15 protein-coding genes are annotated in these 13190 nt (G+C 36.3%); 12 read left to right on the forward strand and 3 right to left on the reverse strand.

The genetic code is table 11. From position 1 onward, the window contains the following. The first annotated feature begins 15 nt into the window (after nucleotides 1–15). The 6 genes from FDO66_RS03885 (at nucleotide 16) to FDO66_RS03910 (ending at nucleotide 3491) form a co-directional block, all read left to right on the forward strand. Nucleotides 16–279, forward strand: a complete 264-nt coding sequence (locus FDO66_RS03885; RefSeq protein WP_141431078.1) for a hypothetical protein — start codon at nucleotides 16–18, stop codon at nucleotides 277–279. Between the two features lie 160 nt (nucleotides 280–439). Further along, a complete protein-coding gene (locus tag FDO66_RS03890; protein WP_141431079.1) occupies nucleotides 440–892 on the forward strand; it encodes a hypothetical protein in 453 nt (150 codons plus the stop codon). Between the two features lie 146 nt (nucleotides 893–1038). Then, nucleotides 1039–1524: a MarR family winged helix-turn-helix transcriptional regulator gene (locus FDO66_RS03895; protein ID WP_141431080.1), complete on the forward strand. Its 486-nt coding sequence runs from the start codon at nucleotides 1039–1041 to the stop codon at nucleotides 1522–1524. Between the two features lie 94 nt (nucleotides 1525–1618). After that, nucleotides 1619–2830: an ArsA family ATPase gene (locus FDO66_RS03900; RefSeq protein ID WP_141431081.1), complete on the forward strand. Its 1212-nt coding sequence runs from the start codon at nucleotides 1619–1621 to the stop codon at nucleotides 2828–2830. Continuing rightward, a complete protein-coding gene (locus tag FDO66_RS03905; protein ID WP_141431082.1) occupies nucleotides 2820–3050 on the forward strand; it encodes a hypothetical protein in 231 nt (76 codons plus the stop codon). The genes FDO66_RS03900 and FDO66_RS03905 overlap by 11 nt, the downstream gene beginning before the upstream one ends. A gap of 24 nt (nucleotides 3051–3074) precedes the next feature. After that, nucleotides 3075–3491 carry a DUF6463 family protein gene (locus FDO66_RS03910; protein WP_141431083.1) on the forward strand — a complete coding sequence of 139 codons (417 nt, stop codon included), beginning with the start codon at nucleotides 3075–3077 and terminating at the stop codon, nucleotides 3489–3491. Nucleotides 3492–3926: 435 nt separating this feature from the next. Here the strand turns inward: FDO66_RS03910 and FDO66_RS03915 are convergent, their stop codons facing one another. Then, entirely contained in the window at nucleotides 3927–4826 is a 900-nt protein-coding gene (locus tag FDO66_RS03915; RefSeq protein ID WP_141431084.1) for an AraC family transcriptional regulator, read from the reverse strand. 301 nt (nucleotides 4827–5127) lie between these two features. Between FDO66_RS03915 and FDO66_RS03920 the strand changes: the two genes are divergently transcribed. Both FDO66_RS03920 and FDO66_RS03925 read left to right on the forward strand, forming a co-directional pair. Next, nucleotides 5128–5679 carry a GNAT family N-acetyltransferase gene (locus FDO66_RS03920; protein ID WP_141431085.1) on the forward strand — a complete coding sequence of 184 codons (552 nt, stop codon included), beginning with the start codon at nucleotides 5128–5130 and terminating at the stop codon, nucleotides 5677–5679. A gap of 136 nt (nucleotides 5680–5815) precedes the next feature. Beyond that, entirely contained in the window at nucleotides 5816–6286 is a 471-nt protein-coding gene (locus FDO66_RS03925) for a GNAT family N-acetyltransferase (protein WP_141431086.1), read from the forward strand. An 815-nt stretch (nucleotides 6287–7101) separates the two neighbouring features. On the opposite strand, the gene FDO66_RS03930 is transcribed toward FDO66_RS03925, so the two are convergent. Next, nucleotides 7102–7416, reverse strand: a complete 315-nt coding sequence (locus FDO66_RS03930; RefSeq protein WP_141431087.1) for a hypothetical protein — start codon at nucleotides 7414–7416, stop codon at nucleotides 7102–7104. A 147-nt stretch (nucleotides 7417–7563) separates the two neighbouring features. On the opposite strand from FDO66_RS03930, the gene FDO66_RS03935 reads away from it, so the two are divergent. Then, the gene (locus FDO66_RS03935; RefSeq protein WP_141431088.1) at nucleotides 7564–8568 is read left to right on the forward strand and encodes a hypothetical protein; all 1005 of its coding nucleotides are present in this window, start codon (nucleotides 7564–7566) and stop codon (nucleotides 8566–8568) included. Nucleotides 8569–9443: 875 nt separating this feature from the next. Then, nucleotides 9444–9749: an MGMT family protein gene (locus FDO66_RS03945; protein WP_141431089.1), complete on the forward strand. Its 306-nt coding sequence runs from the start codon at nucleotides 9444–9446 to the stop codon at nucleotides 9747–9749. Nucleotides 9750–9842: 93 nt separating this feature from the next. Here the strand turns inward: FDO66_RS03945 and FDO66_RS03950 are convergent, their stop codons facing one another. Beyond that, nucleotides 9843–10769, reverse strand: a complete 927-nt coding sequence (locus tag FDO66_RS03950; RefSeq protein WP_141431090.1) for an NAD(P)-dependent alcohol dehydrogenase — start codon at nucleotides 10767–10769, stop codon at nucleotides 9843–9845. A 268-nt stretch (nucleotides 10770–11037) separates the two neighbouring features. Between FDO66_RS03950 and FDO66_RS03955 the strand changes: the two genes are divergently transcribed. Together FDO66_RS03955 and FDO66_RS03960 are read left to right on the forward strand one after the other, a co-directional pair. Continuing rightward, nucleotides 11038–11553 (forward strand): sigma-70 family RNA polymerase sigma factor, encoded by a 516-nt coding sequence (locus FDO66_RS03955; RefSeq protein ID WP_141431169.1) that lies wholly within the window; start codon nucleotides 11038–11040, stop codon nucleotides 11551–11553. Beyond that, nucleotides 11513–13084, forward strand: a complete 1572-nt coding sequence (locus FDO66_RS03960; protein ID WP_141431091.1) for a hypothetical protein — start codon at nucleotides 11513–11515, stop codon at nucleotides 13082–13084. The genes FDO66_RS03955 and FDO66_RS03960 overlap by 41 nt, the downstream gene beginning before the upstream one ends. Nucleotides 13085–13190: the final 106 nt, after the last annotated feature.

A 13190-nucleotide genomic window follows, 5' to 3' on the forward strand; every position in this document is an offset into this window, starting at 1 on the left:
ATAAGAAGGCCTCCGATGATTGGTGTCGGGGGCATTGTTTTGGTTTCAGTGATGAATAAGGGGCAAGGTGGTCAAATGTATTTTGGCTTAGAGGACAGTCAAGTACAGACATATGTAGTTTTATCAGTAGATGCACTCTCACGATATGTATTTCGGTCTGATGTTGCATATGATTGGGTAATGACAGTAGAAGATTTGAAATATGATACAGTGGTATATACAGAAGACCACTTGAAGCCGATGGGAAACAACGTACTCCTGCACAAAGATTGGGTTTAACCGATAAAGTCTTTGATTTGAAAGATATTATTTATCTTAGATAGTTCGCTATTTTCAATATAAAATAGGAAAATCTTATGTTTATGCTAAAATTAATTTATAGATTGTAAAATATTGTATAGAATTAATTAAACAAAAAATGTGTCAGGTGTGAATATATATGAACAGATTTTTCAAATTGATTATAGGTTTGTTTTTCGTCTTTTCATTAACAGGATGTATTGGAGAAGATTATGATTTCTCTCCCCCAACTGTTTCACTTTTAAATCCTAATGATATTAACCAACAAGAAGATTTAGAAGAAGCAAATATAAATTGGAATTCCGATAAACAATACAGTAAAGAAACGGAAGATATTCTATCATTAGCAAAAAAACAAAACAAAATGTACTTTGATTCTCGACAACAAGTTGATTTACTTTTTGAACACGGAGATTTTGACCTCAAAGGTGTAAGTGTTTCGGTTCATCAAAATGATAAAAAGATTGATTTGGAATTTAAAGATGACCAATCCTTCAATTTGCCAAACGAAAAAGGTGAGTATGTGATTGTAGTTGACCTTAATACGGATAGCGGAAATGCTCAATATGTAGGAAATATCGTTATTCAGTAATACGATGGTTAGAAAATACAATTACAATAAAAAAACGCTCTGTTATTTGCATCCAAAAAATAAAGTGATTGCAAATAGTACGGTTTCGTATTAAAATAAACATATGAAATACTTCGATTTCGTAGTAAAAGGGGCCACAACATACAATGGAGCAATTTTTCGAGTTGTTTTTGAAAAACGGCCTGCGACCCTTAAGCTTATTTTCAGAATCAGTGAATTTAGAGAAGCAGGTCAACCGTTCTGAGCTTTCAGCTTTGCTGATGCTTCATTTCCATGGTGAGATGACGATGTCTGAGCTGGCTTCAGATCTTGGAGCTCCGCTAAGTACGATCACAAGTCTGGCCAAACGGCTCGTCCGAAAAGGCTTGGTTGAGCGCAACCAGTCCGACAAGGACCAAAGAGTCATTCTTATTAGACTGACGGAAAAGGGACGGGAGTTTGCACTTCAAGCTAGAGAAATCATGGAAAACATTCTTGCCCGAGTAGAGTCGGTGTTAAGCGATGAGGAACTGCAGCAATTTCTTACATTAGCTGTGAAGGTTGCTAAAGCATTGCAGGATGAAGAAGCGAGTAAAGCTGTTAAAAGTCGAACACAACAGAATAGTTTGCGTAAAATAGAAATTGACGATTAGTTGTCAGTTGATTGATGTGCATCTCAAGCAATGGATGCACGTCTCAAATTTTTTTACCCAATTACTACGAAATCGTACTAATAGGAGGGAGTTTATGCGAATCATCATTTATACTGGAAAAGGCGGAGTTGGCAAAACGAGTATTGCCGCATCAACAGGAGTCAGACTTGCCGCGGAGGGGTATCGAACGCTGGTCATGAGCACGGATGCTGCACACAGCTTGTCGGATTCGTTCGATCAACCACTCGGACCTGATCCGATAAAGATTGCCGAACGATTGTGGGGTCAGGAAGTGGATAGTGTGCGGGAAGCCGAGAAACGTTGGGGGGCTGTTCAAACCTGGCTCACTGGTATGATGAACTGGGCGAAGCTAAACGATGTTTCAACAGAGGAGATGCTCGTGTTTCCAGGCATGGAGGAACTGTTCAGCCTTATGCAAATCAAGCACCATGCGGTTAGTGGACAGTATGATGTGATTATCGTGGATTGTGCTCCCACAGGAGAAACGTTGCGCCTGCTCAGTTATCCGAACGTTCTCGGGTGGTGGTTGGAAAAAATATTTCCATACGAGCGTCGCCTAGTCAAGATTGCTAGACCAGTGGCGAAGCTGGTTACTGGGGGATTGGAACTTCCAGACGATAACGTTATGGATAATATTGAAAATTTTATCCGTGAGCTGGAGATACTGCAGCAATTTATTCTCGATGCATCCGTTTCATCAGTAAGATTGGTAATCAATCCTGAGAAAATGGTTATTGCTGAAGCAAGAAGGGCGTTCACTTATTTAAACCTGTTTGGCTTCAATACAGATGCGATTGTTGTAAATCGGGTGCTGCCTGAAGAAGCGGGAACTGGATATTGGTCCGAGTGGCGCGACATTCATGAAAAGTATGAGAAGGAAATCCATGAGTGTTTCAACCCGCTGCCCATCCTCCGGGTTCCCATGATGAAATCAGAAGCAACTGGTCTATCCATGCTTCAACAGATTGGCGAAGCAGCCTTCACTGGGCGGGACGCAGGAGCGGTGTTTCATCATGGGAAAGTACAGGAAATTCGAAAGGAAGACGGTGTCTACATTTTGGATCTTGTCCTCCCTTTCATACACAAAGATCAGCTTCGACTCAGTCAGAAGGGAGACGAACTAACTGTTCAGGTAGGAATATACAAACGGAAAGTGGTACTTCCACGCACTTTGTTAGGAAGACCGATTGCTGGTGCTCGTTTTACCGATCACAAGTTGTCCATTCGTTTTGGGGAGAGAGAGTCTACAATTGAAGAAGGGAAGAGTGAAAAGAATGAGAAATGATATAGATTTGAAAATAATGGACCATTTGCTTGAGATACATGAAACCATTGCTGCCGAGTTTATTCCTGCAAAGGTGCAGCACCATTTCCGTACTTCGCGGAAGGAGGCATTGTTAGGAATGAGGTCTGTGCTGGATTATGCGATTGAGAAGCTCGATGATATTGACAAAAGAGAAGTGAAAAAAAGCGATGCAAGCCGATCGATTATAATTTCGGATTAATGAAAGGGGAGTACACATATAAACATGCAAAATCAAACGGGGTCAACGAAAAGTTCTTCGCCACTAGCATTGTGGGCCGGTTATTTACTCATGGCGATTCCTGTCATTCATATGTTTTTGGCAGTATGGGGGTCACACGTAATGTGGCAAAACCTATTCTCAGAAGGCTTATGGAATACGGTAGCCGCTCCTTGGACAGCGGAAGATGTGGTGAGGCAGCGAAATTTCTGGACTCAGGTAGGAAGCTTCTCCGTGCCGATGTTTATTCTCGGTACCAGTATCGTATGGATAGCTTCACGCAACAGGCAGCTGCCAAGTTTTCTCGGCTGGTCACTTCTCGTGTATTCATTTGGTGCTGGCTTCCTGGCTCCAGTCGGAGGCTTCTGGTCTATCGCTATCCCCGGTTTTTTGTTGATTATGCACACTCGGCGCTATAAATAAGCCATTCGGCTAGCAAGCGCTTCTTTTATGTGAAAATTGTAAAATCGGTCCTAGATTGATAATATTTTCTCTCTTCAACAATATCAGCTAATATGAGCTTCTTGTTTATTCCAGAAAGAGTGCTTATCAGTAAAAAGGTAAGTTCCTTTTTTTGTAAAAAAAGTTCGAATTGAACACTAGGGTTTTAAATAATAAGTTTATGGTTTTACCTCGATATTCAAGAAATCAGCATCTTGAAGAGTAAAATCAATTGTTTGTCCAAATATTTTAATTAAGCCTTCATCTATTCTCTTTCTTGTTTTCTCACTCGGATCATAAAAAAGCCCTATCTCAATTTCTCAATATTAAAATTGAGATAGGTAGGAATATCTTGAACGCTGGTAAATCGCATTATCCTAGGGCTACAACTTTATTGAATAATGAAGATTTTTGCTTTTATACCTTAGCAGTCTGTTTTTTTACAGGAATGTAGATGTCCATCTCTTTGTTCTCTGATCCGTAGCACCTTTCGTCATACAGTTCAAATTCCACTAATCCATTATGTTCATAACCCGACTGTGGAAACCATTCCGTAAAAATATAATTCCAAGTGGACTGAATAGAAGAGGAAAACGAAAACGATTCCTCACTTGTCTTTGGTGTAGTGAATACCGCATATTCCTGCTCAGGGAAACTTTTGTACACCATTCCTTCGGGTGCTTGAGCTCCCTTCCTTACTTCCATTCCAATGACATAATCGAACTCGCCTGTTTCAAGAGAAAAATTGGTGCAAATGCCGAGTTCCACATTTTCGTGTATGGGATTTGGAATGTTAGAACCCAATTTATTTTGCAAATACTGCTGCCAAAATTGAGGAATGTCTTTATTGTTCTGACCGTCTTCATTCTTCGTTTTTAGTTCGTAACCAATAATGTAAAAAGCAGGTTTAGTGAATAATTTTGGTTCCATTCTATCTCCTCCTGGTAAGGGTTTTATATTCAGGCAGGCTTTTCCACGAAAGGGTCCCGATATTTTATTCGCGTTGCGGTATTGCTTCGGTGAAACTCCATAGAGCTTTTTGAACGCCCGGTTGAATGACTCTTGGTATTGAAAACCAACATCGATTGCAATGTTAATCACTTTATCATCTGTATAGAATAAGCGTTCTGCTGCATATGTAAGTCTTCTTTTTCGCACATAATCCATCACAGATTCTCCCACCAAAGCCTGGAATACACGATGATAATGAAAAGGAGAAAAGCACGCAATCTCTGCTAATTTCATTAGAGTAATTTGTTCCTGCAAGTTCTCTTCAATGTAATCAAGCGTTCGCTTTATACAATCCACATAATCCATTCCTTTCACCTACCCTACATCCACTATATCAGCAATTAAATATTCGTTCTTAACATTTTTTGCTACATTCATTTTACTTTCATAAAACAAAACATTTTATTCTTTCTAGCTGCGCTTATGGTAAAATTCTGGTTTATAGGACTGTGTTACTTCACTGAAAGAGCATCTGTATGATTAGTTGATCATCTTTAAAAGGGTGCAGTTCAATTTAGGAACGCGTCTTTTTCGTGTAATGGCGTAGTTAAATAGAATAAACAGAGTATATAAAATAATCGAATGTTAATTGAGAGTGGGAGAATTAATGAAAAAAGAATTTCCGGTAATTGAGACTAAAAGATTAATCTTGAGAGAAGTAACAACAGAGGATGCTAATGATATGTTTAAATATTTATCTGATAAAGATGTTGTGAAACATACGGGGTTAGAACCTTTCCAAATAGTTAATGACGTTTGGGATGAAATTAAGTGGTATAACTCTATTTACGAAGAAGGGACAGGCATTAGATGGGGAATTACATTAAAAGATTGTGGGAAGATTATAGGAAGCTGTGGCTTTCTTAATATGGTTACCAAACATTATCGAGCTGAAGTCGGATTTGAATTAAGCAAAGATTACTGGGGAAAAGGAATAGCTAGTGAAGCATTAGAAGTAGTTGTTAAATATGGGTACCATCACTATCAGTTGGAAAGAATTGAGGCTTTAATAGAACCTGCAAATCTCCCATCACAAAAATTAGTAGAAAAGCAAGGGTTTACAAAAGAGGGGTTACTGAGACATTATGAATATACTTGTGGTAAATTTGATGATTTGTATATGTACTCAATCTTAAAAGGAGACCTGTACCTTATTTAAGGAATTTATTCAATTAATTCCAGTTAATTTAAGTTATATGATTATTCCAGAAAACGGCGCGATCCTCCAGCATAGTTTGATATGATTTAATTTCTTTGGTGACATTAACCGAGAATTGAGGAGAGAAGAAATTAGTATGGAAATTATTAAATTTAAGGATTCCGATATTAAAGATACCGTTTCACTATTCTATGAAACAGTTCATTCAGTAAATGCTCAAGATTATTCACAAGCACAATTGGACGCATGGGCACCAAAAGAAGAAAAAGATACTAAAATACAAACTTGGAAAGATTCTTTAAATCAAAATATCACGTATGTTGCTAAAATTAATGATAAAGTTGTTGGTTTCAGCGACTTAACATTTGGTGGACATCTCGATAGACTATATGTTCATAAAGATTATCAAGGGAAAGGTATAGCTTCAGCTCTAGTTGATATGCTTGAATCCGAAGCAAAAAATTTAAAACTTTTAGAGATAGATACGGAAGCCAGTATTACGGCGAAGCCATTTTTTGAAAGTCGAGGGTATAAAGTAGTTTGCTCACAAACTGTAGAACGTATGGGCACTAAATTGACTAACTATCAAATGGTTAAAAAGATATAATGATATCTATGTTTTTCTAATATCGGGTGCCTTTTTAAATACGGTATCTTTTTGTATCGGACAGTTCCTTTCCATTTTTTTTAGATAGGCCTTGCCTTGATTCGTCGGCTATAATCCGATCTGATTTTAACACAAGTAACCTGATGTAAGCTTTAATAATAATCGCTGTGACACCTTTTACCGAAAAAGTGATTGGGTTAATACCAAATGTCCTAGTTCTATTACTCTTTTCGTTGCTGTTATTGAATGATTTGGTGGTGCCACAGCCCCCTAAGGAGTCGAATAGCACTCGACTTAGTAAGAATGATAGTGTTATAAGCTCGGCGAAAAGGCGTGAGAATTTACCGTACCAGTTAGGCTGACGAAAACCTACCCACGGGGGTGGTGTAAATCATGGTGCTTGAGTTTAATGAATATGGTGAGAATGCAAATAAATCTAAAGCAAAAGGTTAAGCTGACTGTAAATGACGAAAAAATATGAACATTTTTGATTTTATAAGGATGTACATATTTGATATTAATACGTTCAATTGCAGAAAATGTTAGATTATAACAACTAGACATGGAGCCTCTACAGGCATGACTATCAAGCCAAGAATCTAGTAGTACCAACGGCTGGCTCCGCCAAACAAGGCTATCATGCCCGTCTCTCCATGTAAAGTTGCAATAAGCAACATAACAAAAATGTACATCTTTAAGTAATCATTTTTGTACATATTTAAATTAGCATTTGTATTTAGAATTAGGCAGAGTCTTTTTATATAATTTTTCTGTTTCATTCCTTCGTCCGATAGCCTCTGCAATGCATTGAATATCTAATAATCTTCTTCTTCTGCGCCGTTTGAATATTGTTCTTTTTCTATTTTCACCCAGTCTTTTAAATGCCTTTTGTCTGGATAATCCTCTTCATAATGTTTGTATGTCTCTAATAACTTTTTTCCTTTCTCAGTTAAACGAGCAGGACCTAAACGAAGTTCATAGTTTACTCTTAAAACTCTTTCTACATATCCTTTATCTTCTAGAAGTCTTATGAATCCCTCAAATTCAAATGTTTTTAAACCGTAATCTTTACCTTGTGGAATAAAATTTTTCTTATGAATTTCTCTTAAAACACTATATGCAACACGCATTATATTTCCCACCTTTCTAAATTTCAAAAACAAAAATGAAAATTTAAATAATTAAGAAGAATCAAAAAATAATTTACAAAAAAAACAAAAGATGGTATTAATTTTATTAGAAGTGCACTTCAAAAATAAAATTAAAAGGAGTAATGAATGAAAAAATTGTCGAGAAAAGTTATTCAAACATTAAATTTTAAAAAATATTTCGTAACTTTGCTTGCTATATTTGTAATTATATCAAATTTACCACTACAGGCTTTTGCAAAAGATAATAATACATATAGTAAAATTAATGAAATTTACTTTTCAACTATTGGCACAGATATGTCTATAGTTAATACTGAAAAGATACAAACAGATCTCCCTCTTAAAAAATATTTATCCAACATGGTAAAATCTAGTGATGACCCTAACGCAGGTTTTAAGTTAAATAAAGTTAGGAAAGAAGAAATACAGTATTTTGATAAAAATACTGTACCTAGTTATTCAGTTATATTCACCTATACAGATGAAGCAGGAAAAACTGCTCAAACTGAAAAATATTTTTTACATGAAAAAGTTTTAAAAGTAGAGAAATCTAACTCTCTTAAAGCAGAGAAATCTAACTCTTATAAAGCAAAGTATGTTGAGACAATTTACGACATAGGAAATTTCGCTATATCTTTATATGAGTATAATCAAAACCCTAGCTTTTGGAATGGATTTTGGTTAGTTGTTGATGGAGCTGCAGTTGTATTTCCAGGTGTTCCGGCTGTTAGTGGAGTAAAAAGAATGATTCAGGATAGTCCAACTGTCCTTAAGCCTGCTCTTAGAAAAGGAGTTAGACCTTATTCTACACTTCAAAAGGTTTCTGCACCTAGTAACTTCATGGGTCAAGGCTGGGAAAGACATCATATTTTTGAAAAACGTTTTGCTGGAAAATTAGGGACAACAGAAGGAAAAATGCTTTCAATTTTCATACCTAAATATAACTATCATTATCAAATTACACAAAGAATGAGTAAAAAAATTCCTTGGTATGCTGCTCCATTAAAAAGTAAGGATGAAGTGATAAGAGCTCATATAGAAGCATATGGTGAACTTTGGGCAGAAAGTGGATTTACTGATGAATATTGGGAGTTTTTATATAAGTTCTCCCAAACTAAACAATACGATTAACCATTAAGAAGAAAAGAAGAAGTATTAAATTTAATACGAGAAAACATTTAGGAAAATGCACATTAAGGTGTCAATCTTAAGTAGATATAAAAGAGGAGAGTTAGCATGGTCTTCGAATATGTTAACTCTTTCTTTATTAAAGATTTAAAATTATGCCTTAACCGAATCAAAACTATCCTTTTTACATTTCTCTTTCGATATCTCTATATAATTTTTTAGGCTTACTCTTTGTTAAAAGTGTGCTCTACAGCGTATCGGATTTGATATGCTTCTTATCAAAATTAACAACTTATAAAAAACTTAATCTATATAATTGAAGGATTTATGGAAAAAAAGATTGCTGGTTTATTTTTTTTATCTGCAGCTATATAATTTTCATCTCGTTATATCGTAATAGCTATTTTATGTACAGGCGAAAATGCTACATGGAAAACTTTTGACATAGTGTCAAGAGAAGTTGGAATTCCATTATTAGTAACTAGTATTATAGCCGCATTGCTTGGAATTATTTATCTTATAAGAGAAGAGATTAAATAAGCTTTCTCTATAGTAATTTACATTAATAGGTATACGGAAGCCAGTATTACGGCGAAGCCATTTTTTGAACATCGATGGTATAAAGTAGTTTACTCACAAACTGTAGAACATAAGGGTGCTAAATTGACTAATTATCAAATGGTTAAAAAGATATAATGATAACTATGTAATTCCACTATCGGACGCTTTTTTAATTACGATGTATATTTATATCGGACTATTTAATGGAGCCCACATCAGATTATTTATGTGAAAATCAGATCGGATTTTACTTTAACGAACAGAGCAGGCTACTAAGGCTGATAAGGGTATCTAAAAAATGGAAAGGAACTATTATCGTGACACCTTTTACCGAAAAAGTAATTGACATTATACGAAACATTCCCGAAGGTAGGGTCATGACTTATGGTCAGATTGCAAAGCTCGCAGGAAGTCCCCGAGCTGCCAGGCAAGTTGTCCGTATACTCCATTCCATGAGCAGGAAGCATAGCCTCCCTTGGCATAGGGTAATTAATGCAAAGGGACACATTGCCCTTCAAAATGATGATTCCTATAACGAGCAAATGATGTCCCTAGAAATCGAGGGTGTTAAAGTAGGTTTACATGGGAGTATTGATTTAGAAAAATATCAATGGCATCCATGATTGCAATATTAAAAATACGATAAATGTATTGGCAGCAATTCTAGGTCTCACCAACTCACTTATCGCAGCTAAGCGGTCGGGTATAGACCTTTGTTAGTCTTTATTCATATGATCCAAAGTTATTACCACATTTCCCTTTTTATGTCCTTTTTCTACATATGAGTGAGCCTCGGGAATTTGTTCCAGCGGATAGCGCCTATCTATGACCGATTTTAGCTTCTCCTTCTCAATGAGCTCTTTGAGGAAAATTAAATCTTCAATACGTTCTTTTGCAATCCCCTGTCCTTCAACTGAAATGTATTTCCCGTTCGGAGATAATGCTTTCTTGCCATTTGATTTCGAGTTTTTCCCAACTGCATCAAAGATGATATCATATAGCTCTTCTCTTTTTGTAAAATCCTCCTTTGTATAATCAATGACCTGATCGGCTCCCAGAGATTTCACTAATTCTACATTTGTGGTACTGCAAACCCCGGTAACTTCTGCACCAAAGTACTTGGCAAGCTGAACCGCAGAAGTCCCTACCGCTCCGGAAGCACCATAAATAAGAACTTTTTGTCCACTTTGAATATTTCCTTTTCTAAAAAAATGCAAGGCTGTCGTTCCTCCGAATAAAACGGCAGCAGCTTCATCATAAGTTGCATTTTCCGGTTTAATCCCCACCAATCCGTCTTCAGGCAGACATATGTATTCGGCATAAGCACCAAATCTCATCCCAGTCATGGCAAAAACCTGATCTCCTTTCTTAAATCGTGTTACATTTTTGCCAATAGCTGTGATTTCACCAGCTAACTCCACCCCTAGTATCGGTTTTCTCGGCTTTGTTAGACCTAAGAATATTCTCATGGGAATCCAATAAGTGATTGGGCTATTAAAGCCACGAACTCTACAACAGCCTGATGTTACCGTTGTTGCATGAATTTTCACCAGTATTTCATTGTTCTTTGGAGCCGGTTTTTCCACCTCTTTAAGTTGCAGAACATCGGGTGGTCCGTATTTTGTGCATACAATTGCTTTCATAAGTCTCCTCCATCTTTTCTTTGATTTGATCTATTAATCCTTATGCTACACAACATTTAAAAATGTACGCTAGTAATCAAGCTGTAACGATTCTAGTTATTTATTAAAATGAAAGCAAGCAATTTGATTTTCCTAATAGAATGCTTGAAAAATTTTTTACAACCAAAGTGAGGCTGCTCCGTCTAAATAGATGAAAGGGTGTGGAAGATGATTGAATGAAAATGAGTATAAAGATGAACTCAGCAAGGAAGATCGAGTTGAGTGGTTAATGAACGAGTATGGCAAGAATGTTGCACGATTAGCATTTACCTACACGAAAAATAAGCAGCTGGCTGAAGATATAGCACAAGAGGTTTTTATTAAATGCTATAAAAATCTGGACAGCTTTCGAAATGAATCATCGTACAAAACATGGATTTATCGTATAACGGTGAATTTGTGCAAAGACAAGCTGCGAAGCTGGTCCTTCAGAAATATTATTCTAAATGATTTTTTTTCAAAATCCCGAAATACATACGTTACTCCTGAAGCTTTATTGGTCGAAAAAGAGAATAAAAGGATGCTATCGGAAAAGGTCATGTCTCTACCCGTTAAATATCGAGAGGTTATTATTCTCTATTATTATGAAGAATTGTCCTATAACCAAATAGCAGAGCTGCTGCAATTAAGCTTGCAAACTGTTAAGTCACGGTTGCATAGAGCGCGTCTTTTGTTAAAAAATCTGCTTGAAAGGAGCAATGCAGTTGGAGGATTTATTAAAAAATCTCAAAGAGGATATGAATGAGACGATTTTAAAGGATATTGATTTTCAACATAAAAACAAAGAAAAAGTAAGGCAGGCATTTTACAAAACGGAAAAGAAACCTCATTTTAACTTTCAGCCGAAGCTGGGCCTACTTTTGAGTATAAGCTTTACCTTCCTTTTTTTAGCTGGAATTGGATACTTTAGTGCTGAGAAAATGGGACTCTTTCCTGGTGATGAGTATCCTGCAAATAAAGCAAATGAGAAAAAAGATCAGTCGAGTAAACCTGAGATCAAGAAAAATCTTTATGTACCTCCTGCTCAAGAAGAAACCTACGAAGATATGACAAAAGAAGATGTACTAATAAAAATGTTAAATACTGTGGATTATTTTCAAACAGCTGCCGGTGAATTTGAGTTATACGATATGTATGATGACAACTCGGAAAGCCGTTCGAAAGTGGAATACAAGCTTAGTCTGAAAGAGCAAATTGGAGGATATGACAAGTCAACCTCATTTTTTGATAAAGATATAATGGGTTTTGATTCAGATACACAGGAAACCTTCTATAATAGTCAAACGGTGTGGAGGCTGCATCGTATGAGCAAACAGTATCAAATTAATGATTATAAGGCAAAAGGCAGTAAGGAACCTGTGGATCCGAACGACATTTTTCAATTCGATCTGAGAAAGCTTTATGACTCACCAGAAATATTTAGAAAACGTCCACCTGCTTCTAGCTCACATTTATCAATATTTCCATATGAAAAGGCAGCTTATTATTTAAGGAATGATACCCTTTGGGATATTGAAAAGCAAAATGAAGAAGTGCTGGGGCATAATACAATTGTTTTATATGGAAAAATAAAAAAAGCTGTAGCGGACAGGATGAAAGGGGATCTTTTCCGATTTTGGATAGATAAAGACACAGGTATTTTACTAAAGTATGAGGTTTATGATCAAAACGAAGCCGTGACGAGCTATCTCCATCCGTCCAAACTAGAAATAAACATTCCCGTAAAGGCACAGGAATTTGTCCCTAATCTTGATGGTTATAGTAAAATGGAGATCGAAGAGCCTGATTATAAAGATCCGAGAGAAAAAGATATAAAACTTGTAGATCAAGCTGACTATTATAAAGAAGAAGTGGATAAGGTCATGAATCGTCTGAGAAAAGATCTGTCATTTTTATATGAATTTGATCACCCAGAGATCGAAATTTTCTCTGCAAACTACGAACAATATAAAGATGAAAAACAGGCATATATGACCTATAGCTATAAAAAGGATAAAAATGAAGATGGTTCAGGAAGGAAGCTCCTATATGTGCGCCAATATCATAAAGACACAGTTGTCCGCTCCTTGGGCGACTTTGATACAGAAAAGAAAAACAAACTTGATGAGTTTGAGATAAACGGTATTCATTGGGAGAGCTATAAGCTGTACGGTTCCCCAAATACCCATTTTATCGGAACATCTGGTGACTATAAATATGAAGTCGTGACACAGGATATTTCAGCGGAAGAAACGAAGAGTGTATTAAAGTCATTTAAGCATTATACAGATAGCTGAGTATGTAACCTTTGTCTGGAGAGACTTGGCCCTAATGGAAAACCAATACCTCTGGTAAAGCAGTTTAATCGCTTTATTGGGGGTATTCTTTTATTCACTATTGGTA

The organism is Bacillus sp. 03113, assembly GCF_006546985.1.
Taxonomy (GTDB): domain Bacteria; phylum Bacillota; class Bacilli; order Bacillales; family Cytobacillaceae; genus VATK01.